The 24,854-nt window shown below is 58.7% G+C and carries 17 protein-coding genes and 1 riboswitch; of the genes, 7 read left to right on the forward strand and 10 right to left on the reverse strand.

Annotated features, from left to right (window positions below):
• Window positions 1-2 precede the first annotated feature (2 nt).
• The 6 genes from ACOYW0_RS21780 to ACOYW0_RS21805 form a co-directional block, all read right to left on the reverse strand.
• Window positions 3-1,040: a methyltransferase domain-containing protein gene (locus tag ACOYW0_RS21780; protein WP_482415858.1), complete on the reverse strand. Its 1,038-nt coding sequence runs from the start codon at window positions 1,038-1,040 to the stop codon at window positions 3-5.
• A 1-nt stretch (window position 1,041) separates the two neighbouring features.
• The gene (locus ACOYW0_RS21785) at window positions 1,042-3,117 is read right to left on the reverse strand and encodes a TonB-dependent receptor (protein ID WP_482418853.1); all 2,076 of its coding nucleotides are present in this window, start codon (window positions 3,115-3,117) and stop codon (window positions 1,042-1,044) included.
• Between the two features lie 5 nt (window positions 3,118-3,122).
• Window positions 3,123-4,265, reverse strand: a complete 1,143-nt coding sequence (locus ACOYW0_RS21790; protein ID WP_482415859.1) for a hypothetical protein — start codon at window positions 4,263-4,265, stop codon at window positions 3,123-3,125.
• Window positions 4,266-4,348: 83 nt separating this feature from the next.
• A complete protein-coding gene (locus ACOYW0_RS21795) occupies window positions 4,349-5,662 on the reverse strand; it encodes an FAD-dependent oxidoreductase (RefSeq protein WP_482415860.1) in 1,314 nt (437 codons plus the stop codon).
• Window positions 5,663-5,693: 31 nt separating this feature from the next.
• Complete coding sequence (locus ACOYW0_RS21800) at window positions 5,694-6,647, reverse strand: hypothetical protein (protein WP_482415861.1); 954 nt, start codon at window positions 6,645-6,647, stop codon at window positions 5,694-5,696.
• The gene (locus tag ACOYW0_RS21805) at window positions 6,634-7,290 is read right to left on the reverse strand and encodes a DUF6064 family protein (protein WP_482415862.1); all 657 of its coding nucleotides are present in this window, start codon (window positions 7,288-7,290) and stop codon (window positions 6,634-6,636) included. The genes ACOYW0_RS21800 and ACOYW0_RS21805 overlap by 14 nt, the downstream gene beginning before the upstream one ends.
• Window positions 7,291-7,946: 656 nt before the next feature.
• Between ACOYW0_RS21805 and ACOYW0_RS21810 the strand changes: the two genes are divergently transcribed.
• The gene (locus ACOYW0_RS21810; RefSeq protein WP_482415863.1) at window positions 7,947-8,696 is read left to right on the forward strand and encodes a DUF4197 domain-containing protein; all 750 of its coding nucleotides are present in this window, start codon (window positions 7,947-7,949) and stop codon (window positions 8,694-8,696) included.
• A gap of 125 nt (window positions 8,697-8,821) precedes the next feature.
• Window positions 8,822-9,304: a hypothetical protein gene (locus ACOYW0_RS21815; RefSeq protein WP_482415864.1), complete on the forward strand. Its 483-nt coding sequence runs from the start codon at window positions 8,822-8,824 to the stop codon at window positions 9,302-9,304.
• A gap of 72 nt (window positions 9,305-9,376) precedes the next feature.
• On the opposite strand, the gene ACOYW0_RS21820 is transcribed toward ACOYW0_RS21815, so the two are convergent.
• Window positions 9,377-9,922 (reverse strand): phosphoribosyltransferase family protein, encoded by a 546-nt coding sequence (locus ACOYW0_RS21820; protein ID WP_482415865.1) that lies wholly within the window; start codon window positions 9,920-9,922, stop codon window positions 9,377-9,379.
• A gap of 264 nt (window positions 9,923-10,186) precedes the next feature.
• Window positions 10,187-11,242, reverse strand: a complete 1,056-nt coding sequence (locus tag ACOYW0_RS21825) for a hypothetical protein (protein ID WP_482415866.1) — start codon at window positions 11,240-11,242, stop codon at window positions 10,187-10,189.
• A 112-nt stretch (window positions 11,243-11,354) separates the two neighbouring features.
• A riboswitch (purine riboswitch) is annotated at window positions 11,355-11,453 on the reverse strand.
• Between the two features lie 330 nt (window positions 11,454-11,783).
• On the opposite strand from ACOYW0_RS21825, the gene pbpC reads away from it, so the two are divergent.
• Both pbpC and ACOYW0_RS21835 read left to right on the forward strand, forming a co-directional pair.
• Window positions 11,784-14,156, forward strand: a complete 2,373-nt coding sequence (gene pbpC / locus ACOYW0_RS21830; protein WP_482415867.1) for a penicillin-binding protein 1C — start codon at window positions 11,784-11,786, stop codon at window positions 14,154-14,156.
• 126 nt (window positions 14,157-14,282) lie between these two features.
• A complete protein-coding gene (locus ACOYW0_RS21835) occupies window positions 14,283-16,826 on the forward strand; it encodes an alkaline phosphatase (RefSeq protein ID WP_482415868.1) in 2,544 nt (847 codons plus the stop codon).
• On the opposite strand, the gene ACOYW0_RS21840 is transcribed toward ACOYW0_RS21835, so the two are convergent.
• A complete protein-coding gene (locus ACOYW0_RS21840) occupies window positions 16,789-18,135 on the reverse strand; it encodes an MATE family efflux transporter (RefSeq protein WP_482415869.1) in 1,347 nt (448 codons plus the stop codon). The genes ACOYW0_RS21835 and ACOYW0_RS21840 overlap by 38 nt on opposite strands.
• A gap of 631 nt (window positions 18,136-18,766) precedes the next feature.
• Between ACOYW0_RS21840 and ACOYW0_RS21845 the strand changes: the two genes are divergently transcribed.
• The 3 genes from ACOYW0_RS21845 (at window position 18,767) to ACOYW0_RS21855 (ending at window position 21,915) form a co-directional block, all read left to right on the forward strand.
• Window positions 18,767-20,083 (forward strand): (Fe-S)-binding protein, encoded by a 1,317-nt coding sequence (locus tag ACOYW0_RS21845; protein ID WP_482415870.1) that lies wholly within the window; start codon window positions 18,767-18,769, stop codon window positions 20,081-20,083.
• Between the two features lie 427 nt (window positions 20,084-20,510).
• Window positions 20,511-20,954: a DsrE family protein gene (locus tag ACOYW0_RS21850; protein WP_482415871.1), complete on the forward strand. Its 444-nt coding sequence runs from the start codon at window positions 20,511-20,513 to the stop codon at window positions 20,952-20,954.
• A 52-nt stretch (window positions 20,955-21,006) separates the two neighbouring features.
• Window positions 21,007-21,915, forward strand: coding sequence for an Ntn hydrolase family protein (locus ACOYW0_RS21855; protein WP_482415872.1), 909 nt, complete (start codon window positions 21,007-21,009; stop codon window positions 21,913-21,915).
• Between the two features lie 127 nt (window positions 21,916-22,042).
• Here the strand turns inward: ACOYW0_RS21855 and ACOYW0_RS21860 are convergent, their stop codons facing one another.
• A complete protein-coding gene (locus ACOYW0_RS21860) occupies window positions 22,043-24,853 on the reverse strand; it encodes a hypothetical protein (RefSeq protein ID WP_482415873.1) in 2,811 nt (936 codons plus the stop codon).
• Window position 24,854 lies beyond the last annotated feature (1 nt).

Here is a 24,854-nt window from a genome sequence, read left to right on the forward strand (position 1 = left end):
ATTTATCCTTTCTGTTTCCGGGCGATGGTCAACTCCACCTCGCCCACGGGAAGGGTGAGGGGGGAGGTCTCCACCGAATGAAATCCCGCTCGGCGGAGGTGATCGGCGATCTCCCCTTTTTGAAAAACATAGTTCTGGCCTTCCAGGGCCAGGGACAGCCTGGAGAGCACCACATGCTCCGGTGCCGTGCCTTCCCCGGTGGTGCCTTCGTGGAGACTCACGAAAACCCCGCCGTCGTTTAAGGCCGTGTGGAGGCGGGAGAAAAAGTCAGAGGCCTCCTTGACGTAGTAGAGGTTGTGGCTGGCCCAGATGATATCGTAGCCGGTGCCGAAGTCCGTGGTGTTGTAGTCCCCCTTGATGTAGGAAATCCGTGATTCCATTCCCTCTTTTGCCACCTCTTTTTCCGCCAGGCCGATGATGGCCGGAAGGTCGCAGAGAACCCCTTCCATGGCAGGATGGCGTTTGAGGACCTCCATGCACATGAGGCCGGGGCCGCATCCGATGTCCATGATCTTTGTGGCAGACGTGCATTCGGGCAGGGCATCGATGGTATCGGCGGCAAGGGCGGCAATGCCTGCCCGTTGGTAGGGTGCCAAATGCTTGACCGATGCCTGCCACTTGCTCTCGTCTGCGAGGCGGTCCTCTTTTTTTACAGGCGGGGGGCCGCCTTGAACCAGCGCTTCGATTTTGTCAATGTTCCGGTGCTGCATGCGGGACAGGTTGAGAACCATATCTCCCAAGTAGACCGGGCTTTCCGTGCGCAGGGAGGTCTCGGCAAAGGGTGAATTGAGGTAGTTGCCCTGGTGCTTCACGGCCAGGCCGATGCCCGCCATGCTGTCCAGAAAGTGGGTGAGGTTCCCGAGATCCGTCTCGCCGGGCAGGGCCGCTGCGATCTCCTCGGGGGTCGAGACCCTGGCCAGGATGTCGGCCATGCCCATCTCCACGGTTGCCTTGAGGATGGCCATGCGCACAGGCCCCTGGAGGGCTTCGAAGATCGGTGTCATGGGGTTTTTGCCGTTGATGTCGAACAGGGGTGTCATATTAAAGCCTCCAGTTGAGTGTCAGCCCAAAGGTGAGTGGATCGCCGTCTTCCACCATGGTGAATCCCTGCATGCTTTTGACTTTTTTGGTGGCGTACTCTTCGTCCAAGAGGTTTTTGCAGTAGACGGAGATATCAAAGCGATCAAAGGCGTAGCCCAGTTTGAGGTTTACCAGGGCGTACCCGTTGTCTTTCAGGGTGTTGGCCGCGTCAAAGTACTGCTTGCCCGCGCCGGTGACGTCGGCGATACCGTAGAGGCCGTTGGTCATGTAGTAGGCGGCCCCGGCGTTCCAGGTGAATTCAGGGGCCCAGGGCAGGGCGTTGCCCGAGTAGTCGAAGGGCATGCCGCCGGACGTGCCCTGCCAGGTATCGATCTCCGTGTCGGAGATACCCACGCCTGCAAAGACTTCCAGGTTGCCCAGGGGCAGGGCGGTGAGGTCCAGTTCAACACCCTGGCTGTGGGCCTTGCCTGCGTTGGAAAATTTCCAGACGCCTTGGCCTCCCCCAGGCACTTCTTCCCTGACCTGTTTGTCGTCGATGTCGATGTAAAACAGGGAAAAGTCCGCCTTGAGTCGTCGGTCAAAGAAGGTGGCCTTAAGACCTGTTTCGTAGTTTACGGTGTACTCGGGCTCATAGCCGAAGGTCTCTTCGGAGTTTGCCGAAAAGTAGTTGAAGCCCCCGGCAAGCCAGCCCCGGGCACAGGTGGCGTAGGCCGTCAGGTTGTCGGCAATGTCGTAGGAGGCCGAGGCCATGGGGAGCCATTCCGTTTCGGAGAGTTTTTCGTCGAAGGTCACGGGTCCCGTGATGCTGGTGTAGGTCTGTGTGCCTTCGGCTGTGGCGTGCTCCCCTCGCAGGCCGCCGGTAAGCTTCAGCTTGTCTGTAAGCCGGTAGGTTGCCTGCCCGAAGATGGCGTAGCCGTCGTTTTCCGAATCTGTCACTCGGTTTTTGGCCATGGCGGGGGAGACATGGTTCAATGTCATGGTGGTGTCCAGGTCCTCGGTGAACCCGAAAAGTCCCATGACCCAGGAGAGGGGGGCCTCTCCTTCGGAGGCGACTCGGAATTCCTGGCTCCAGTTGTCCTGGTCGATATCTAAATCGGTGGTTCCCAGTTTAACCGGGGTCCGGTCAAAATCGTGGGTGAACTCCCGTGTAAACTGGCGGTTGCTGGTGATGGATGTGAATTTGGCGTTGTCGGCCCGCCAGTTCATCTTGATGACTCCGCCCACTTCCTCTTCATCGGCGCGGTCCTCTTCACTGGAGCGGACCTTATGCCTGTCCGAGGCCTGGGGGCCGTCTTCAAAACGCAGGGTGCTGACGCCCTTGTCCTGGTCCAGGCCGTCCAGGGTGGCCACAAGCTCGAAGCGTTCTCCCGGGGTCCAGCGGAGGGTTCCCCGGGCTGCGGTGGTCTCTTCGTCGGCCACGTCGTCTTTGCCCGTGACTTCATTTTCTACGAATCCGTCTGATTTACGGCCTGTCACGGACAGCCCCAGGTAGAGGGTGTCCTTTACCACAGGGCCGCTCACCGAGGCTTCCCCGCACCAGGTGTTGTAGTTGCCGCCGGACAGGCTTGCCGCTGCCTTCAGTTTGTCTCCGGGCTCCTCCAGAACCACGTTGATGACCCCGGATTCGCTGTTCCTGCCGTAAAGGGTCCCCTGGGGCCCCCTGAGAACTTCCACCCGTTTTACGTCGGTGAGCAGCTGATTCTGCATAAAGCTCAAGGGGTAGGCGACGTCGTTGATGTAAAGGCCCATGGGGCTGAACAGCGAGGTGTCGATGGTGGAGATACCTCTGGAGACAAAGGCGTCCCCGGAGGTGGTCTTTTTAAAGAAGACGTTGGGGACAAACAGGGTCAGCTCGGAGAGGTCCTTGATCTCATGGTCCGTGATGAACTGACCGTCTTTGACGGTGATGCTCCCTGCGAAATCCTCCAGGGAGGACTCCCTTTTGCTTGCGGTGATGACCATGTCATCCAGGGCGCGCTGGGGCTCTTCGGTTGCAAAAACAGCGGGCGTTACCAACAGGACAGCCAGGCAGGCTGCAAGGGCGCCCCGTTTGAGAGGGGCTGAATACGATATCATCTTCACTAACACAACTCCTTTTCCTTCTTGGGGGATCGCCTGGTGAAGGCATGGTACTTTTCGGCATGCCTGAGCACCTGTTCAATGGTGTCGGCCATGCAGCGGTCCACCTGTTTAAAATTCATATGGGGGATGTAGTATTGCTCCAGTTTGCCGTGGGTATGGCCTGCGCGGACAAGGGCCTCCATGGCCGCATCAATCATGGCGTCGTAGTCGCGGTCATCGCCTTTCATCTCTCCCTGTTTCGTGCTGATGCCAGGCGTCTGGAAGGCATTCAGGTCGTGCTCCTGTTCCTTGGGAAGCCCCCTGAGGGCATCCGTTGAGATCACCACGTCCATGGCGGGGATGATGAGGTGGCTGATCCTGTGGTGGTCCAGGGGGTGGTGGCAGTATTCCACCTTGTAGCCCCGGCTCCTGGCCTTTGCGGCAAGCCGCGACAGCAGTGTGGATTTTCCGGTGCCCGGGGCGCCGTGGATGACCACCAGGCGAGTGGAGGAGCCAATCACCGTATCCATGAAACTGACCGTGCCCTCCGGGGTGATGGAGTTCATGAAGAGGTGTCTTTCCGGTCCCACGGTGTCGGCCAGGGGGTGGCCGGTGAAGAGGTCTGCACAAAGGGCCTCATACAGTGCATTGACCTTGGAAAAATCCTGGTGTTCCGTGGCCAGGCCCGCCCTGTTCGTGCGAACGAGGTGGGCGGCGGCGAGGAAGCGGTACGCCCTGCCGAAGCACCGGTCGGATTCGGCGGTGATGGCCATGATCTCCTTTGCGTGGGGCCGAATACCCGCCTCATCCCAGTAGCGTCCCAGGTTGATGATTTCGTCGACGGCACCGGGGTGCTTGGGGTCGAAGACGTGGTGGCCGGTGGCGGCCGTGACCACCGCTTTGATCTCCGGGACGATGATGGCGTCCAGGGAGTTGGGGTCCAGGGAGCAGTGCTGCTGTTCCACAGCCAATCCCTGGCTGCGCATCTCATCGGCGATCTGCTTCAGGAAGGTTGATTTGCCTGTTCCCGGCCCACCTTTGATGATGGTGATTTTTGCGTCGGTAAGGTCGTGGAAAAAGTCAAAGAAGCAGTGAAATCCATGGGCGGAGTTGCATCCGAAAAAACTTTTTCGTACGAGGTGTTTTTCAGTGGGTGCAGTCATGGGTCCATCCTTAACGTATGTGTGGTTTCGTTATGTCCCGTATATCGGGATCGTGCCTGTTGGGTTCGGGTAGTTGCCGACGCCTATGCCCGCATGGGGTGAAGCGCTTTCTCATTTTTTCCGTGGGCCGTCAGGAACACATGGTAGAGGCCGTGGGCCTTTACCCGTGCTTCGACGGCCTTGGGATCGGTGGTGTAAAGGTCGAGGCGCTTCATGCGGTTGAAGTAGTTGCCCCCTGAGAAGGTGTACCGGTCGGTGAGCCCTTCTTTGGTGGTGCTTGCCTGGTTTTCGTGTCGGATCAAATCGCCGATGGCCAGGCCATCGGGCAGGGAGAGCAATGGGTGGCCCGTGGCTTGCTGCACACCGTTCCAGCCCGCGAGGCTTCCTGTTGCCATGGCCTCGGTGTGTCCCACAAAGAGCCCTGCTTTTTCCCCGGCACAAAAGAGGTTGGAAACGTCCTGGGCCTGCAGTGCATTGTTCCGGTGCGTCCGTGCCAGGAAGCGTACCGAGTTGGAAGCACCTCCGGAAAATTCGTACATGGCCCGTTCAAGTCCCTTGATTTTTCGCAGCTTTTCCAGGGGAAAAAAGGGCATCATCATCTTGGCGCGGGATCCGGTGTCCAGGAGGATGAGGTTTTGCTTGAACTCAGGGATCGCATATTGTTTGCAGGCCTTGAGCTTGAGGATTCCCTCATCCACGAGGTGTTTCTCAAGGGGAAGGATGACCACCCCTTTGTCGTGCAGGCATTGCCGGATCTCCGGGCTCAGGGTGGCTTTGTTGAGCTCGCAGGAGCCGCTGAAGGACCCGTAGGCCTCGCCGTCCCGGAGCCCGACGCTCTCTTCGCACCCTGCCATGTGGCTGAGGCTGACCCGTGGGCCGAAGGAGGGGCATCGGAGCACGCACATGGTGCATCCGTTTCCGTATCGGGCGCAATTTCCCATGGACCCGGCAGAGCCCGTGGTCTCGATGAAGACGTCTCCGTGGATGACGGACCCGTCGGCCAGGGAGACCGAGCGGATACGATCCGGTTCCTCCATGGAGACCCCCACGGCGCGGGCCACGAAGCGAAGCTCAACGCCTTTGTCTTTCAAGGCCTTCCGCACGGCAGGTTCGATTCGGGACGTGTCGTAGAGGCTGGCATGGCAATGGCCCGGAAAATCAATGTCGACGTGTTGGGAGAGGGCATCGGTGAGATCAATGAGCTCCGGGGCGCCTAAGCACCTGAGCTCTTCTGCGGCGGTGAACCGTCCGTTGTTCCGCATGATTCCACCGGCGAGCCCGCACCCCAGGAGGAGGTCTGTTCGTTCCAACAGCACCACCTCGGCGCCGGCGTTCCGGGCGGCGATGGCCGCCGCGCATCCAGCCCACCCTCCACCGATGATAACTACCTTGGGCATAATACGATTCCTTTCCTCATTGAGTGCATTATCAAGGACAGGCGGTTCCTTCTTCCGCGACCTGCCTCGGGTCGAACTGCACCTTGCAGGACCTTACGGATTTGTCGCCCATGGTGACCAGGCAGCTTCCGCAGATCCCTTCGCCGCAGCAGAAGGTATGATTGTTGGAGACCGCAAGGCCTGCCCCGGGGCAGTGGCGGTCTATAAAAGCAGTGACGAGTTCATGCTGGGGCGTGCTTCCGGCGCTGAAGGCAAAGGCGATGGACTCCTTGTCCGGCAGCTGTCCCATGGTGGCCTGGCCCTGACTTCCGTGAAGGGGGCCTTTCCGGACGATCACATCCTCGGGGAGGTACTCCGAAATAAAAAACGGGCCGGGCGTGTTGACCAGCAGGGTCACCTTGTTTCCGTGGGCCAGAAGGCGTTTGACCACAAGGGGGACCGAGGCCTGGGACATACCGCCGGTGACCACGAGGCAGTGGGCGTCCCGGACGCTCTCCACAGCCCTGTTGCCCTGGAGGCCGTTCCAGTATGGGCCCCTCAGGAACAGGCGCATGGGGCTCCGTTCCAAAAGCCGCGTCTTCGGACCGGTGACATGGAAGGCCAGGGTCACCGTGCCTTCCATGATGTCCGACGCCACAATGGCCATGGGGGCATCGAAAAAGGAGCGTTCCGTCAGCCCCCTGACAAAGACGTAGCTTCCCGGGTGGTTGAGGGACCGCGCCATGGCACGGGAAACCGCGATTTTTTTCAGGTATATCCCGTTTTCAATACGTCGTGAGTCGGCGATATCGCAGAGCACGGTCTGCTTTCGCTTCACCGCCTTGGATCCGTTACGCAGGTATCTCTGGTAAATACACACCTTCGACCAGTTGCAGGCACACACCTCTTTGCCCTGGAGCAGGGTGCAGACCGTGCATTCTCCCACTTCGGCCAGGTAGCAGGGGCAGAACTCCGTGCCTGCGTCGATGCATTCAAACGGGTTCATGAAGGGGCTCCATGGCTGTCGTGCGGGTGGTGGCGCGGGTTTTTACGACATAGAGGCTGTAAAACCCCGAAGCGCACAGGACGATCTCTTCGTAGCACCCGAAGAGACCAAAACATTTCGGGATGTTGACAAAGGCCCAGACCAGAAGAAGGATGAAGATATCTCGGTCCATCCGGGGGGCCGCCGAAAAGAGTATGAGGGCGAATCCGGCCAGGGGACAGGGGAACATAGGGAGCACCACGAACCCATGGCCCAGGGCCATCCCGGCGAAGGGGAAGAGGTAGACACAAAGCAGAAGCACTCCGACAAGGACTTGGTGCAGCGGTGTCTCGGGCAGTCGGTAGGAACATTTTCCGGTGACCAGCAGGTCGATAAGAAAGAGAAAAGAGATCACCAGGTACAAGGGCCCTCCCACAAAGAGTGCCATGGGACTCTTTCCGCAGTAGAGAAGGAAACAGGCGATGCCGTTCCAGGCAAAAGCTGCGGCCAGAAAAGCCGTCATTCCCTTGTCCGATGCTTTTGACGGTTTCGCAAAAACTCCGTAAAGCGCGAAAAGGGAGAGCAGAATAAGAAGGATTTGCACGGGTAGTGTGTCTTCGTTGAATTTCCTCAAAATCGTCCAGAACATCTCAGTTTTGTTCACGTCTCCTCCGAATGCGTGGTGTGGCGGTTTCCGCAACCGGTGAGGGGGGCTGCGGGTGAGCATAATGAACCCGATGTGGTCATGTGCTGGGTGTTGTTACTTTATTCAGGAAGGCTTAGGTATTGCAGGCTCTCCTCAGGTGCACTGGATTACATGATCATCTTGTTTCATCATGCAGGCAATCCACCCAAAGGATCTGCTGCTGTTAAGGTTCGCGTGCCCGACGGCAGCGATGTGTCTGGATATTTACCCGTCGTACAATTTTATGTCAACTCATAACTTTGTCATTCCTAACATTTTTATAACTTCCATATGACTTCTCGCGATGCCAACAGAATGCCTGCCGGTCCAGGTCATTGTCGTGGCCGGTGTGCATCGTATCCTGTCATGCATTTGCGAATCCTTTGATGATGCTTTGTCAAGGTTGTTAAAAATCAGGACCTTCCATTTTATTTGCATGTTCCAAAGGGTGGAGGTCGTGATATATTAACAGCGCTGCAACCGGCTTTCGCATTCCTTGAGACCGGTACATGGTGTGCTTGATTTTTTAGCCGTTTTTCTTTTGTCGTCCCGCCGCGAAAGCCTTTGTTCCTCATTTGGTGTATATCGTCAATTCGCAGAAGGTTCTGGATACCTAAGATGAAAAGGAATGGCATATGAAAACACGTCGGATATCCATGGGAATCGCCCTGTGTGTTGTTTTCGGGGCATTGGTCTGGGGGGAAGCGGAAGGATCCTGGCTGGATAAGATCAATATCTTTAAGAAAGACAGTGGAGAAAATGCAGAGGTGGCTGAGGGCGCACCATCAACCGGTGAGATCGGCGATGCGTTCAAGGAGGCGCTTCGCATGGGCACCGAGAGTGTCGTGGGCCGTTTGGGCACCGTGGACGGGTTCAACGGGGATCCGGCTATCCATATCCCTTTGCCCACGGAGCTTCAGGCGGTGAAATCCATGTTGGATAAAGCGGACATGGGGCACCTGGCCGACGATCTCGAACTCAAGCTCAACCGTGCGGCCGAAGCAGCCACCCCCAAGGCGAAGGCCCTTTTCTTCGATGCCATCGCCCAGATGACCTTTGAGGATGTCAAGGCGATCTACGAGGGACCGGACAATTCGGCGACCCTCTACTTTCAGGAGAAAATGACCCCTTCCCTCAAAGAGGAGATGGAGCCCGTGGTGGAGGAGACCCTGTCCCAAGTCGGCGCCATCCGGGCCTACGATCAGGTGATGGATCAATACACATCCATGCCGTATGTCCCGGATGTGAAGGCCGATCTCACCGACTATGCCCTGGATAAAGGCATCGACGGGATGTTTCACTACATTGCCATGGAAGAGGCTGAAATCAGGAAAGACCCCATGAAGCAGACCACCGCCTTATTGAAAAAGGTGTTCGGGGAGTGATGGTGATATCTGGTGAGATGTTTCTGTTTCGGTCGGTCTGTTTCGTGGGTGAACGAGGTGCTCACCTGTGGTATGGTCGGAGTCGCGTTTTACCTCTTCCCGTGAACCCGAACAGGCAGGTGAGCATGATCGAACCAGACCACACAAGAAAACTTGATTCCGGTTTTGCCTTGATCCTGATCATTTGGGGGGCCATTCTGGCTTCCCTCGGTGTGTACCTGGGGGTAGGGCTGTTTATGGGGGATACCTTTACGGTGGCCCTCAGAGATGAGTTTCCCGTGGTGACCCTGCGCTATGTGCTGTTCGGCATGTCCGCAGCCACCCTTGCCGGGGTGCATGTGCTGCGCCGGTTTATGCTCGGGCACCCCGGGGGGAGCACCTCTTCGGTTTCATCGGGCCAGCACCCTGCAGTGGCCCGATATGCCGTCATCGTGATTCTTTCCTCAGCCCTCCTTGAGAGCATCGGCATTTATGGCCTTGTGCTGTTTCTCACCGCCGGTGATTCCCTTTCCCTTTACCAGCTCCTGGGCCTGTCGGCGGTGGCCATGCTGGTGTATCGCCCCAGGAAGGCGGAACTCCTGGACCTTGCCCGGCGTATGGGCACATGACGTGACCCATTCTGGAGAGAGCCTCCGGACGCGCCGTTACCGGCATGGTCCGGAGGATTTTTGTCAGCCGGGTTAGCCCACGGGAAACAACGGGAGTTTTTCCAAGAAGACGATATCCTCCCGGGATGCGGCATCGCCTTCGGCGAGGATGGCCGCTTTGACGGTGACGAGTCCCCCTGCTGCCTCCACGAGGCGGCTGATGGCCTCAATGGATTCCCCTGTGCTGATGACATCGTCGATGATGGCCACGCGCTTGCCTTTGATGGCCGCGGCATCCGTGGCGTCCAGGCAGAGGAGCTGCTTGCCCGTGGTGGTGATGGACTGCACCTCATCGATGACCGGGTTTTCCATGTAGGCTTTCACGCTTTTTCTCGCAACGAAAAACCGCTTCATCCCCATGAGACGCGATACCTCGAAGACAAGGGGAATACCCTTGGCTTCGGCGGTGACAAGGACGTCTACCTCCGGGAGTTTTTCCATTAGAAGGGGCGCTGCAGCGCAGATGAGCTCGGTGTCGCCCAAAACCACAAAGCTTGCGATGTTGAGGGTCTCGCTGACGGGGACGATGGGAAGCTCGCGGGTTACACCGGCCACTTCCAGGGTGTATGTTGTGTTCATGGGATGTCCTTAAAAAGGCTTAAAAAAATGTAACTATTCAGGTCAAAAAAGCCTCCGGCGGCCCTGCCGGGGGCCAAACTTTTAAAAAGTTTGATAAACAGGTCTCAAGTAATCATTCATAGGCTCCGCCGAAACAATTCCGACATTTTTGCGGAGCTTTTTTTCAAAAAAGCGACCCGCCGGAGGCAAATGAATAGTTACAAAAAAATAAACGGCACGGGAAGCACGCTGGATAAGCCGGCGTGCCGGAGCAGATGCAAAAAATCAGAATCCCACCAGCGGTGAGATACACTTCACAATGAGGCCCGCCATCATGCCCAGAAAAGGATCGGAGATGGCGGTGACCGTCATGGTCACCCCGCCCACGATGGCGTTTCCGCCGCCAAGGGCTGCGGAGGCGTTGATGGGTACGGTGACAATGGCTCCCAGCACAAAGAGGAATCCGGCGATGGATTCACTGGGCACGTATTTCCCGATCTTGGGAAGAAATCCGGCAAAAAGGATGACAGCCATGAGGGTCATCATGAGCACCCCGGAAAAAACGGGGTGGGGGGCGCTGCCCGTGGCCGAGATGATGGCCTCCACCGGGCCGCCGCCGAACAGGGAAGACGCCATGTCCGCAAGGCTGCTGTAGATGGCCAGGTGGTCCACGTTGACGCTGGCGCCTGCAATGTTGCCGGTGATCTTTCCGAAGGCGATGTTGGCCCCGATGTTGAGGCAGACCATGGCCAGGGCACCCCGGGCCACGGAGAGGTTCATCATGGGCACTTGAAAGGTAAAGCCCTCTTTTTCAACGGCGTTCATGTCCGATTTCTGCTTCAGGGACAGGGCCACGACGCTTGAGAGCACCACGGAGATGGTGATGGTGTAGACCAGGTCCTTGGTCATCATGTACGTGAGAAACCCTGAGGCAATGGAGCTGAACCCTACGGCTTTGTTCTTGGTGGCCATGCCGAAGGCCACCCGGGCGAGCATGATGCCGACGCCGGCCATCATGCCGTTTGTTATAGCAGGTCCCACAAAGGTAACGATTTTCTCCAGGAAGCCGAACACGCCGATGGTGGCCATGGCTGCTGCACCAAAGAAGATCATGGAGAGGCGTTCCCGCATGTTGTTGCCCATGGTCCCGGCAAGGGTGATGGTCTCGGCCTGGAAGGAAATGGGGGCCACGCAGCCGAAGAGAAGGCAGCCTCCGGCACCCACGATAAAGGCCAGGGCCGTGGGGATGGAGGCAAAGCCGAAGGAGAGGGCGAGCAGACCCTGGGGGAGGCCGTTGAGAATGACGCTCAAAGCGGCCAGGATATCTTTGACATATTCCATTGTAAGAGACTCCTTATGCGGTTGTCATGCTCCTGAAATACATGCCGAACAAGGGGTCTCGCGAGGGCGCAGAAATACGGAAACAGATCACCCAGGACAACAGGGGGACCTGCGGTTTTTCTTGCACTCCCATAGTCGGATGGACGGCCTTCCGGTAGAGACTCCTGACCCATGTCATCAGGATTATATGGGGTGGTTGGTTGTGAAAGAGTGTGGATAGCAGAGCCTTTCAAGGAATACAATGGGGATTACTATATTTTGAAATGGCTGTGATGCTACAGGGAACCATGCCATTCGTTATGAATTTGGATGTTGTTTACTAACGATGCGAAACAAAAATAGAAAAGAAGGATGGCCTGGCTGTTGAGAAATGTTCATTGATTATCGGTTTGGGAAGACAAGGCCGGGACCCAGGGGACCCATGAAGGCGAATCCAACGGGTTGGGTCCCTGCCAAGGGAGGCTGACGGCAATGGCGGCGGCGGGCAGGGCCCGTCGCCCATGGAATTTATGGAGAAGATTCCATAAGGAAAGGGCAACCCATGTCACGTGTGCTTGGGATCATCAAGGGAAAGTGGGGGCTTGCTGTGCTGGGTTGCGCGGTGGCGCTGGTGGTCTGCCTGGACCTGGCCTTTCCGCCCGATATTCCGGCGCCCGGGGAGGGCATGGCCGTGACGGTGGTGGACCGGGAAGGGAATCCCTTGCGGGTGTTTCCCGATGCCCGGGGGATCTGGCGGTACCCGGTGACCCCGGACGAGGTCTCTCCCCTTTATATTGAGGCCCTGCTGGCTTACGAGGATCGTTGGTTTTACCTCCACCCCGGCGTCAATCCCCTGGCCATGGGCCGGGCCCTTGCCGATGCCCTCCGGCACGGGCGCATTGTCTCGGGGGGCTCCACACTCACCATGCAGGTGGCCCGGATCCTCCATCCCCACCGGCGAACCGTTTTCGGCAAGATCGGCCAGATGCTTCGCGCCCTTCAGTTGGAGCGACGCCTCACCAAGGAAGAGATTCTTACTTTGTACCTGAACCACGCCCCCTTTGGCGGCACCGTGGAAGGGGTGCAGGCCGCGTGCCTGACCTACCTGGGTAAACCCGCCGCAGAGTTGACCCACGCCGAGGCAGCCCTGCTTGCGGTGCTGCCCCAGGCTCCGTCCCGTTACCGGCCCGATCTTCATCCGGACCGGGCTGTGGCGGCCCGTAACAAGGTGGTCGGGCGTCTGGTGGGGTTCGGGCGCTGGGAAGCCTGGCAGGGGGACGAAGCCCGGGAAGAGCCCCTGGCCGTTCATCCATGGAACCCTCCGTTTCGGGCGCCGTTGCTGGCCCGTCGCCTGAGGCGCGCCTTCCCCGGTCAGGGGGTGATCCGAACCCCCATCGACCCCTGCCTTCAGGCCGGGTTGAGAGACCTTGCGGCCAACTTGAAGGGCGAACTGCCCTCCGGGACCTCCCTGGCCTTCCTGGTGGTGGAAAACGAGACCGGTCTGGTACGGGGGTACAAGGGCTCCATGGATTTTTTTGACGATGAGCGCTTCGGTCATGTGGACATGGTGCGGGCTGTTCGGTCTCCGGGGTCCACCCTCAAGCCGTTTCTGTACGCCATGGCCCTTGACGACGGCCTGATCCATTCGGAAAGCCTGCTCATGGACAGCCCCCTGTCCATCGGCGGGTACACCCCTTTGAACTTTACCCGCCATTTTGCCGGGCCGGTGTCGGCCTCCGAGGCTCTGGTTCGGTCTCTGAACGTACCCGCCGTGGAGCTTCTCCATCGTGTGGGGCCGGCGCGTTTCGACAGCCTCCTGCGCCAGGCGGGCATCCATTTGCGTTATCCCCCTGGCGGGGGGCCCAACCTCTCCATGGTATTGGGCGGGGTGGGTACCACCCTGGAAGAGCTGGTGGCAGGGTACTCGGCCTTTGGCCGGGGGGGCAGGGCCATCTACCCCGAGGGGCTCGCCCTTGCCGGCAGCCAGGAGACCCAGGTGCTCTCGGAAGGGGCGGCCTGGATTGTCCGTCACGTTTTGGAAACACCAGAGAGAACGCGGAACAGAAGGGGGCGGTTTGGTATGCGGCGAGGCCGTAAGCTGGCCTGGAAAACCGGGACGAGCTACGGATTCCGAGATGCCTGGGCCGTGGGGATGACCGAGTCCCATACCCTGGGTGTCTGGGTGGGACGGCCGGACGGCACGCCTCTTCCCGGTCACTATGGCGCTGTTACGGCTGTTCCTGTCCTTTTTCAGGTGGCCGACCGGCTTCCCTCGGCAGCCCCCGGGGGGGCTTCCATGCCCGAGAGTGTGTCCCGGGAATCCGTCTGCTGGCCCCTGGGCATTTTGTCGTCGGACACCGAGCCCGGCCACTGCCATGTCAAGCGTACGGCCTGGGTCCTCAACGACACCATTCCCCCGACCTTCGGGCCCTGCCAGGACGAGGTGCTCATGGCCCCCAATCCCTTGATCGTCTCCGTGAACCCGGACACAGGAAAGGGGCTCTACGGGCCCTGCCTGGATCGCTGGCTGGCGGAACACCCCCAAACCCGGCACATTCCCACCCGCACCATTGCCAGGTGGCCTGCAGGAGCCCTGGCCTTTCTGCCCCCGTGGATCCGGGACCGCAGCCGGTGCCCCGATCCCGATCTTTCCTGCCTTGAGGGGGAAGCCCCTTTGAGCGCGCCCATCATCATCCACGGTGCCAGGGACGGCGCCGTTTTCAAAGACCCCTTGAAACCCGGACGCCCCCTCACCGTGGAGCTCTGTGCCACAGGCGGCAGCGGCCCTCTGCACTGGATGGTCGATCACACCTGGGTCTCCCGAAGCCGCCCGGGCGCAGCGGCCCGTATCACCTTTGCCACTCCGGGCAGGCACACCCTGACGGTGATGGACGCCTCGGGACAATACGCGGACCTCTCCGTGGTGGTGCAATAACCCGGATATTCCATGGGAAAAACACAACACAAATGAAGATATGACTTTCATGTAACCCAGCCTTAACACCGGGCAGGTAAAGAAAGGCAGCTGTCAAACAACAACCCGTATGTTTCAGGAGGAACCATGAAAATCCTTGGAAAGCAGGGCTGTTTTTTGTGTATTGCGTGTTTCATGATCGGGCTTTTTGTCCCACCGGCCTCGGCTGCAAAACATGTTATCCTGATGATCAGCGATGGTCAGGGCATGGGCACCGTCATGGCAACGGATTTTTACAACGGCAACCGGGCCGTGTACGAGTCCTTTGAGACCAAGTACGCCATGACCACCTACAGTGCCCTGGGCACCTACGAGCCCGACCTGGGCTGGCGGCTGTTCGGCTCTCATCTTTTAAACCCCACGGATTCCGCGGCGGCTGCCACGGCTATGGCCACAGGGGTCAAGACCTACCCCGGCATGCTGGGAAAATCCCCTCTTTTCATCGATGTAAAAAACATCGTGGAGACCGCCTCCACCCAGGGGTTGGCAACCGGGGTGGTGACCTCCGTGGAGGTGAGCCACGCCACACCGGCGGGCATGGCGGCCCACAACATCTCCCGCAACAACTACGAGGAGATCGCAGCCCAGATGATCTACGGCAGCGACCTGGATGTGATCATGGGGGCGGGCCACCCCATGTACGACAACAACGGGAACCTGAAGTCCCAGGATTGGGAGTACACGTATGTGGGGGGAGAGGCGGTCTACGCCGATCTTACCGATGAAGACGGGGCACTGGCCAAGGACGGGCGTTCCTGGGCCTTTATGGATGACAAATCTGATTTTGAAGCCCTGGCCCAGGGTTCCATTTCTGTCGGCAAGGTGTTTGGTCTGGCAAGAGCCGCCACCACCCTTCAGCAGGGGCGTTCCGGTGATCCCCAGGTGGTGGACCAAAGCAACCGGAACCCCTCGGTTCCCAGCCTTTCGAATATGGCCCTGGGGGCGCTTCGGGCTTTGTCCAACGACCCGGACGGCTTTTTCCTCATGGTGGAGGGCGGGGCCGTGGACTGGGCCAACCACAGCAATGAAAAGGGCCGTATGATCGAAGAACAGACCGCCTTTAACGAGGCCGTGGCCGAGGTGGTGGCCTGGGTGGAGGAGAACAGCAACTGGGACGAAACCCTGCTCATCGTCACCGCCGACCATGAGTGCGGTTACCTCTGGGGGGCGGAAGAGAGGGCCTTTGTCCTGGTGGGGGATAACGGTGCGGGCAACCTGCCGACCATGGTTTTCCACGCCGACACCCACAGCAACGTACCCGTTCCCTGCTATGTGAAGGGCACCGATGCCGGGCTGTTTCTTGATGGCCTGGTGGACGGCACGGACGCCTATTTTGCAGATCTCTTCTCCGGGTTCGATCCGGGATTCTCCGGCGACTTGATCGACAACACCGATCTGTTTCTCCTCATGAGCCGCTGGCTGGAAGGGCAAAACGAGGGCACCAACGGCACGGGGCAGTGGTTTAAAGGGGATCTGCACGCCCACTCCCTGCACAGCGACGGCAATGCCCCGGTGGCCGCGGTCCTGGAGAGCGTTGAGAACAAAGGACTCGATTTTTTTGCCCTCACCGAGCACGATTCGAACATGTTTGACCCCCAAGACCCCGGCCCGGTCATGCCCACCCATTGGGAAGACCCGGATTACACCTCCGAGGAGACCGTGCTCCTCTACGGCGTGGAGTGGACCACCGGTAAGGGCCACGCCAATGCATGGGCCGCAGCGCCCTTTGACTACACGCCCCTCTGGCACGCCAACACCGACGAGGATGCCGTGGCCGCGGTGTACGGGGCCCATGACGGGGAAGCCCTTTTCTCCATCAACCACCCCTCGGCCATTTTCTGCTGTCCCTGGGAGTATGATGTGGACAACGCCGTGGACACCATCGAGATCTGGAACAGCATGTACCGCATCCCCAACCTCAACGGCTGGTCCAGCCACCCGTTCTGGGATGCCGAACTCCTTAAAGGGCGCCGCATGACCGGTGTGGGGGGCTCGGACACCCACAAACTTGCCGAGTACGCCTCGGACCCCTTTGCAAAGATCGAGGCGGCCCTCTTCGGCCACGGAAACCCCACCACCTGGGTTTACGCCCAAGAGAAGTCGGGAGACGCCATCCTTCGCAGCCTGAAAAACGGCCATGTCTCCCTGAGCTACGCCCCGGACGCCGAGCGCCTGGACCTGGTGGCCGACCGGGACGGCGACGGACACTTCGAAACCCTCATGGGGGACAATCTGGTCCAGGCACCGGGCCGGGAGCTCTCCTTTCAGATCGATATCCGCAACCCGGCCCCGCCGGGCTGGTTTGCCGTGCCAAGGGTCAAAGAACTCACGGCCGAGAACCTGGTGAAGCTCGTGGCAGGGGAGGTGGACCTTCCCTCGCTGCTGGGGCTTTTGGCCGGAAAAGACACCTACCTTGTGGGCGTTCTGAAAAACGGTATCCCCCACAGGGCCTGGGTTGTCAGCGGGGGCGCAACCCGTGTGACCTTTACCGACACCCCGGCTTCAAGGGGCAGAACCTACTACCGCGCCGAACTCATGGGAACCCCCGACCTCCTTCTTTTCCAGCGCCTGCTCTACGGCCGGGTGAAGGCGGTCACCAACCCCATCTATGTGAACTTTCCGGCTCGGTAGGTGTTGCATCCGTGGCGGCGAACACCTGCCGCCGCAGGAGCAGCACACAGGACAAGCCTGCCGTGAGGTCCGAGAAGAGCTGGCTGGCGGCGATCCCGTTGATGCCGAGCCATCCGGGCAGGACCAGCAGCAGCGGGATGAGGTAGATGCCCTGGCGGGCGAAAGAGACATACATGGCAAGCCTGACGTTGCCCTTGGACTGCTCGAAGATCATGGCGATGAGTTGAACCGGGACCATGGCGAAAAAGCCCATGTAGAGGGCAAGGGAGCCGGACAGAATCGTTGTTACGGCAGCCTCTGCTGAAAAGAGGGCCGCGATGGGCCTGGAAAAGATCAAAAAGAGAAGGGATGCAAAGGTTCCGTATCCCGTACCTATTTTGATCAGGGCGGAGAGAAGGTCTTTGATTTTTGCGGGGTCTGTGTCCACCACACAGGCCCCGATCAATGACTGGGCGCCGTTGGCAAGGCCCATGACGGGCAGAGTGGATACCGTGTAGAGTCTCAGGGCGATGCCGACCCCTGCCACGGCCTCTGCTCCGAAAACGGCGGCCTGTCGGTTGACCAGGACCACTGCCAGGACATTGATGACAAAAGCCATGAAGGTGGGGATACCGATGCTCAGGATGGTTGCGAAGATGCGGCGGTTTACGGCCCGGAGGGCTGGACGAATCCGGATTCGGCTTTTTTTGCTCGAAAAATACCAGATGTATGCTCCCACCGCGGGGATCTGGGCAAGCAAGGTGGCACAGGCTGCTCCGCGGATGCCCAGGTCCATCCAAAAAATGAAAATCGGATCGAAGAGGGCGTTGAGGGCAAAGGCAATGATCAACGTCACCATGGAAAACAGGGTGCCCCCCTGGCTTCGCGCGATGAAGCCGAAGATGGTGTTGGCAAGCACCAGGAGGAATGCCACCAGGATAAGCCTGCCGTACCTGTAAAAGCAGGCCTCGGTCCCCGGGACGGTTCCCATGACACGGGCCACAAGGTCAAATTTCCAAAACATCACTCCAAGGTAGGTCCCCCCTGCCAGAATCCCCAGCATCAGGCCGCTGCTGGCGGCTGCATGTGCGTGGGCAAGGTCATTTCGCCCGATGCTCCGTGAGGTGATGGCCGCTGTGCCGATGCCGATGCTCTGGCCCAATGCGATGAGCACAAAGGTCAGGGGGTAGGTGAGGTTCACGGTTGCCAGCTCGGATACCCCCAGAAATCCCACGAAATACGCATTGAGGACCTGGTACATGGCCTGGATGATCAGGCCGAAGATGGTGGGGGCGGAGAGCACCAGAATTTTTGAGTAAAGACGATACATGGCTCGGGCCTTGGTTTTTGTTGGTTGAAACACCGGTTTTTTCTGCGATGAGAGGGCCTTTGCAGGCAGGGATATGCGGTGAACGGGATGCGTCGGGGGGGCGCATGGTTTGTTCTGCAAGGCGTTCTCTCCTGTATACCCTTGCCGGAAAGCCCCGTCCACAGGGGCTTTTGCTTATGTGGGCGTACGCGGGGTATCTTTCTGTTGCGGAGATGGCGGGCTGAACGGTGTTTGTCTGGGGGGAAGAACCGTGGTCGCGAAAAAAGACTGTGGCCTTGGCGTTCAGAGCTCAATTCGGATATCTCCGTGGATTTTGTCGCTGGCAAACCTTCCGTATTTACAGGGGATGGCTGGTTTGGTAGAGTTGGGGGTATGGCGTGTGTCTTTGGCATTTGGTGTATATCGGCTGTCTTCTCCTTCCTCATTCTCTGTCCGTCTCTGCCTTCATTTTCTCTCCTTTCACCGATTCCTGACTCCAGGTGATACCTGTGCGTGTCATCTTGTTGTCGATATTCCAGCAGGGAGCATGCCGTCCGCCGGTACCGGCCATGATCATGTGTCGCGTCATCTCTTGTGATGCGGGCCGGGCCTTCGCCCTTGTGAAAAAGCCATCAAGAAAGGAATAGAACTTATGAGTGAGAAACCTGTTAAATTGACAGGGGGGTCCAAGAGTCCCTTTAAGGACATGGTCATGAAGCTTCTCCCGAAGGGAGGCAATCTCAACTCCTGCCTGACCTGCGGGGTCTGCTCTTCGGGTTGCCCTGCCACGGGGCTGGATGACATGGATCCCAGGAAGTTTCTGCGCATGGCCGCCCTCGGCATGGATGAAGAGATCAAAGAGAGCCGATGGCCCTGGTTCTGCACCATGTGCATGCGGTGTGTGCATGCCTGCCCCATGGAGATCAATATCCCCCAGCTCGTCTTCAACGCGCGGAGGCTTCGCCCCCGTGAGGAGATGCCCAAGGGGATCCTGGGCTCCTGCGACATGGCCCTGGGCAAGCCCACCAACAGCGCCATGGGGTGCACCCAGGAGGATTTCGCCTTTGTGGTGGAGGACATCTTAGACGAGATCAAGGAGGAGTATCCCATCTGGGAAGAACGGAACCTTGAGGCCCCCATCGACAAGAAAGGGGCTGAGTATTTTATCAATCAGAACTCCAGGGAGCCCATGATCGAGCCCGAGGAGATGGGGCCCCTTTGGAAAATCCTGAACCTTGCCGGGGTGGACTGGACCTACGGCAGCTCCGGCTGGGCCGCCGAGAACTACTGCATGTTCATGGCCGACGACGCCGGGTGGAAAGAGCTCACCGAGCGCAGCGCCCGGCAGTGCGAGGAGCTGGGGTGCAAGACATTCTTGAACACAGAGTGAGGGCACATCACTTTTGCAGTCCTGGTAGGACTGGACAAATTCAAGATTCCTCACAACTTCAAGGTCGAGACCATGTACACCATGTATGCCCGGTGGATCCGGGAAGGAAAGCTCAAGCCGGATCCCAGCTGGAACGATGAGCTCAAGATTAAATTTACCCTTCAGGACCCTTGCCAGATCGTTCGGAAATCCTTTGGGGACCCTGCTGCCGATGACATGCGGTTTGTGGTGAAATCGTGCGTGGGGGAAGACAACTTTGTGGATATGTACCCCAATAAGTCCAACAACTTCTGCTGCGGCGGGGGCGGGGGGTTCCTGCAGTCCGGCTACAAGGAGCAGCGGCTTGCCTATGGCCAGATCAAGGACCTTCAGATCAAAAAGACACAGGCCACGTATTGCGTAACGGGCTGTCACAATTGCCACGCCCAGATTCATGAGCTGGGCGAGCACTTTGGGGGCGGGTATCACGCGGTCCATGCCTGGACCATCCTGGCCCTTGCCCTGGGCGTTCTCGGCAGCACCGAGCGGATCCATCTGGGCGAGGACCTGCAGGAGGTGAATCTTCCTGACCCGGGTTAGCTCGGATAGATAGGAAGTGAGAAGCACGCATGGCCGGGGGGATCACCTCCGGCCATGTTTTTTTTGTGTCGTTTTTTTCTGGTTTTGTTTAAATGTCGCAAGGTGTTATGGGATATTGTCCTTTCTTTTTGCTTCGTGGGGTATTAGAATTGTCGCGACGATTCACCGATGCCGATCTGTCGTGATCGGCCCGGGGTAAACCCCAAGCTTGCCTTTTTTATGAAATCATCACAATTCCCTGTTTTTCTTTTGAACCGTTGTGGCATGCACACCGGTTTCCTTTGTTGCTGCCTGCCCTTCGGACACGACGATCTGTTTTCAGCCCGGATAGTTCATGAGAAAGCGACCAGACCCTGAATATGGGCGTTCTGGATGCGTGGAATATCCGGCTCAGACTGCCAGCTTCCAAAAAACAAAGGAGGAACACATGAAAAAGCTCAGCGTGTTTTTGTCCACACTTCTGTTTGTCGGGTTGGCCTGGTTCGGTGTTGCATGCCAGGGCGGTGCCGAAGCACCCAGGGACGGCGTCTTTCTCCACATCAGCCATGGTGCGGACGATCCCCACAGGCTGCTGATGGCCTTGAACATGGCCAGCATCATGGCAGACGACAAGGATGTCCTTGTCTACTTCGACATCAAGGGCGTGGAGGCCGTTCTGCAGGATGCAGAAGAGGTTACTTTTTCCCATTTTCCGTCCTCAAAAGCTGCCCTGAAAACCCTCATGGACAAAAACGCAGTCCTCATGGCTTGCCCGGGGTGCCTCAAGGCGGCGGGCAAGAGCAAAGAGGACCTGCTCGACGGGGTCCGAGTTGCCGACAAGCAGACCTTTTTTACCTTTACCAAGGGGCGCATTGTGACCCTCGATTATTAGGAATGGCCGTTGCATCCTTTTGAAATGGGAGAAAACATGCGATGAAAGGGAGATGAAACTCAAAATCTCTCTTTTGTCGGTGTTGTTTGTTTTCTGCGGGGTGCCACTGGCGTGTGCGTGCACGGGGTTTGCCGTGTATGGCGAGCAGGTGGTTTACGGCATGAATTTTGACTATTTTGCCGTCCCTTTGAAGTTTCTCATCGAATCCCGTGGGGGCATGAGCGTGTTTCACCTGGCTTTTCTCTATGAGAAAACCCAGAACGACCCCATGTTCAGGGATTACTTCGCCAAAACCTGCGGCATGAACGAGAAAGGCCTTTTCTGCTCCTGCCAGGAGGTCGAACCTTATGTGACGGGGATCGAGAGCCTGGGGGAGGGGGACGCGTACATCGGCGACCAATACGATACCTTGGGATCCTGCTCCCGGGTGGCGGAGGTCCGGCACCTGATTCCCTCAAAAAGGTGGGTTCAGTTCACAGGACCGTCGGTGCACAACCTTTTTGCCGATGTGGACGGTCATGCCATGGTTACGGAGACAGATAACAGAGAACACGTCATCACCGAGATGGACGGGGATTTTCTGGTCATGGCCAATTTTTCCAATCACACCATGGCCCGTAAGCCCCTTGCGGAGGTGGTGGGTGTCGGGGCGGAACGTTACCGCAGGGCCCATGCCTACCTGGCAGAGCATAAGCATGCCTTTGGCGTGTCCCGGGGCTTTGACCTGCTGAGGCAGACGGTGTGCGATGATCCGGGATGCAACACCCTGTGTTCCATGGTGTGCCTGCCCCGGGAAAAAACCATTTACCTGACCACGGACCCTGAGATGGAAAAGATCTGGAAGGTTTCCCTGGGACGCAATCTCATGGAAACGGAACGGGGATTCGACAGGTATAACTGTCACTCCTTGGGGGCCGAAGGGATTCTGGCTTCGGAACTGGAGTCTGTTTCCGGTGCATGACACAGGCGCTGTCCTGCCCCGGATCTGTCACAACCGCTGCAATAATAATTTTGTTATTTTGTAATGAAACACACATGGCTCCGGGATGACTGTCCCGGGGCCATGTGTGTTTGTGAGGATGGTCGCTTCAGGCAAAGGCGTAGTTGGTGCCGTGGAACTCGATGCGGGCCGCGCTGAGCCCCGAGAGGTCCAGGCCCGGGTTCAGGGCGGGGTCGATTTTGAACTGCCACTGGGTAAAGGGGCCAAGGGCAGCGTATTCGTTCGTTGCCTGGTCTGCACTTTGCTCCACGCCGAAGTTGGCGTCTTCAAAGATCTGTCTTGTTTTGAGGTTGTAGATGAACAGCTTGGTGACGGGTTCGTGGGTGAAGGTGAAACGGTTGTCGGCCTGGTCGTAGATCTCTTCCCCACCGGTGTGGGTGATGTGGATGCTCAAGGTGTCCTGATCTGTCTTGACGCCGTCGAGCCAGAGCCGCACCCGGGAGATGCGGACATCGCACATGCCCGCAAAGACGCTTTCGGCCTTGCCCGTGGTGAGGCTGGGGGCGTAAAGGGAGACCGTCATGAGGTTCAGGTATTGCAGCACCGAGCGTTCCCCTTGGCCCACCGTAACCACCAGCCCTTCCTGGCCGGGTTTGTCCGGGAAGTGCTGGGCGTTGGAGCCGAAATGCTCCAGGGCCTTGTCGGTCTTGGTCAGCAGGTCGCTTTTGGCTGCCAGCAGGGCGGAGGCGTCCAGGGAGGGCAGGTTGCCTGAAAAGGTGCTGCTGATGATCTGGGCGTCGGAGAGGGACCAGAACCTGTAGGCTTGCTGCGTCAGGTCCATGAACTCCATGATCTGCTGGCGGGCCGTGTAATAGGTCCGGGACATGAAGCTGACCATGTCGGGCAGGGTAGGGTCCATGGTGGAGAGGACCTTGTCGGTGTAGGTGGCGTCTTCGGCGGTGAGGCTGTCGATGAGCTGGTGGTTTTTCAGGGCCACGATGACTTGGGCGTTGTACTGGAGGATATGGTTGTTTCTTTCCTGGACTTTTTGCACATAGGCGTCAAAGGCTTTTTTCAGTTCTTTGAGGTCATCGGGGAACTGGTCCTTGAAGTCGTTGAAAAATGTCTGGAACTGCTGCTCTTCGGCCATGAGCTTTGCCCCGCCCGGGTCGTCGGGTTGCAGGGTGCCGTCGTCCAGGGCGTCGTAGCCCTCCTGCAACCCCGCGACGCTGGAGGTTACCGTCTGGATTTCGTCCACCAGGTAGGCCTTGTTCACCGCAATGCCCCGGCTGTCCGTGACCTTGGACAGGGAGTTGTGCAGGAATTCGGCGCCCTGGGTCAGGGCCATGAACTTGGACTCCGGGGCAAAGGCCACCATGCTCAGGTTCTGGAGGAAGCTGTCGAAGTTGAAGTCAAAGTGGTCCTTGACCTTTGTTTCAAAAGCTTTCAGCAGGTCCGTTACCTTCTTTTTAAGCGTCGGCAGGATGCTCTGGTAGCTGTCGATGACCTCCGCCTGCTTGATAAGAAGGACTTTCAGCATCTGGATCTGGCTTTTGGCGTTGCTGACAAGGGCCTCGTTTTTCTGCCGGGTGGCAACCACGGATGAGATTTCCGCCTTTTTCTCTTTGAGCTTGGCAAAGTAGCCGTCGTAGGCGGTCTGGATGTGGCCGAAGTTGTCCATGAGCCCGTCCAGGGTCTGGAAGAGGCTGTCAAAGGAGACCAGGGGCACGTGGTCCGCGGCAAACCCGAAGAGGTCCTGCCCCTGCTTGATCTGCAACAGGGCGTTCACCGCCTGGGCATGAAGGCTCTGGAGCTGCTGCACCGACCCCAGGGCCCCGTATTCGGCCTCATGGGCCGTGTAATAGGCAACCAGGGCTTTGTTTTCCGGGCTGGTGTCGGCAAAGGGGGCGGTCTTTTCCTCAATCTGCTGAAAGAGGATCATGGTGTCGGTGACGGACTGAGGGCGGGACACCGGATCCATGGTCCAGTAGGTGAGCCTGGCCTTGTCCATGAGGCGGCTCACCTGGCTGGGGTGGACGAAGAATCCCGGGGCGGTGTGGCCTTTTTCCCAGTCGAGCTGGGAGAGCTGGCCAAAGGTGAAGAGGCTTTTATTGCCCGGTTTGCCTGACGTGCCGTTGGACCCCGGGGTTTTGCCCTGTCCGTAGGTGCCGTAGGCCCCCCCGTTGACCATAAGGCTGCCGTGCAGGGCGTTGTCGAACTGGGCGTCCATGGCGGCCAGCTGCTGGCCCACGGCTTCAAGGGCCTGGGTGGAGTCGTCCAGGCTCTTGGCCCGGGCCGCCTTTGCGAGCAGGGGAATCAGGGCAGCCCACTGGGAGTCGGTTTTGTAGGCACCGATGATGGGGGTCAGGGCCACATGGCGCTCGGTGAGGCTGGTCAATGAGGCGACGGTTCGGAGCCGATCCAGCAGGTCGCAGCAGCTCAGCCCCACCAGGACCTCAGCGGTACCGCCGTTGCCGCCATTGCCCCCGTCTCCCCCGTCGGTGTTGATCTTTCCCTGCTGGCCGTCGCCTCCGGCCCCGCCCGCAACAGACACCTTGAAGTTCAACCGGTTGTCGGCCACGCTCTGGAGATAGAGGCGAAAGGTACCTCCCGGCTCCCCCGGCCCTCCGGGTTGTCCTTTTTCATTGGGGTTCTGGTTCGGGGTGTCCGGGCTGGTGCCGGACTTGCCGGAGAGGTCGAAGAGCCCCTGGCCGGTGGTGGTGAGGCTCTGAACGGAGACGAGGCTGTTTTTCAGCTTGACGGACTGGCTCAGGAGGCACCCCTGTCCGTAGAGATAGACATGGTCGTAGGCGGTGAGGTCGTCTCCGATGTCCGTGTCCTTGCCCAGGGTCACCTCGTCCAGCACGCTGATGATAAAGAGGTTGCCCCCCGACGCCAGGGTCTGGAAAGCCTCCTGGGGATTGGAGAGCAGGGTGGTGTCGGTTGTGGGATTGGTCATG

This window comes from Desulfoluna sp. HI9BLuna, from assembly GCF_056829775.1.

Coding starts and splice junctions, on each gene's coding strand:
- ACOYW0_RS21795 (WP_482415860.1), bottom strand. CDS start 5,662: ATGCCCAAGGTAGTTATCATCGGTGGAGGGTGGGCTGGATGCGCGGCG.
- ACOYW0_RS21860 (WP_482415873.1), bottom strand. CDS start 24,853: ATGACCAATCCCACAACCGACACCACCCTGCTCTCCAATCCCCAGGAG.
- ACOYW0_RS21790 (WP_482415859.1), bottom strand. CDS start 4,265: ATGACTGCACCCACTGAAAAACACCTCGTACGAAAAAGTTTTTTCGGA.
- ACOYW0_RS21840 (WP_482415869.1), bottom strand. CDS start 18,135: ATGTATCGTCTTTACTCAAAAATTCTGGTGCTCTCCGCCCCCACCATC.
- ACOYW0_RS21820 (WP_482415865.1), bottom strand. CDS start 9,922: ATGAACACAACATACACCCTGGAAGTGGCCGGTGTAACCCGCGAGCTT.
- ACOYW0_RS21825 (WP_482415866.1), bottom strand. CDS start 11,242: ATGGAATATGTCAAAGATATCCTGGCCGCTTTGAGCGTCATTCTCAAC.
- ACOYW0_RS21800 (WP_482415861.1), bottom strand. CDS start 6,647: ATGAACCCGTTTGAATGCATCGACGCAGGCACGGAGTTCTGCCCCTGC.
- ACOYW0_RS21815 (WP_482415864.1), top strand. CDS start 8,822: ATGATCGAACCAGACCACACAAGAAAACTTGATTCCGGTTTTGCCTTG.
- ACOYW0_RS21785 (WP_482418853.1), bottom strand. CDS start 3,117: ATGATATCGTATTCAGCCCCTCTCAAACGGGGCGCCCTTGCAGCCTGC.
- ACOYW0_RS21855 (WP_482415872.1), top strand. CDS start 21,007: ATGAAACTCAAAATCTCTCTTTTGTCGGTGTTGTTTGTTTTCTGCGGG.
- ACOYW0_RS21810 (WP_482415863.1), top strand. CDS start 7,947: ATGAAAACACGTCGGATATCCATGGGAATCGCCCTGTGTGTTGTTTTC.
- pbpC (WP_482415867.1), top strand. CDS start 11,784: ATGTCACGTGTGCTTGGGATCATCAAGGGAAAGTGGGGGCTTGCTGTG.
- ACOYW0_RS21850 (WP_482415871.1), top strand. CDS start 20,511: ATGAAAAAGCTCAGCGTGTTTTTGTCCACACTTCTGTTTGTCGGGTTG.
- ACOYW0_RS21835 (WP_482415868.1), top strand. CDS start 14,283: ATGAAAATCCTTGGAAAGCAGGGCTGTTTTTTGTGTATTGCGTGTTTC.
- ACOYW0_RS21780 (WP_482415858.1), bottom strand. CDS start 1,040: ATGACACCCCTGTTCGACATCAACGGCAAAAACCCCATGACACCGATC.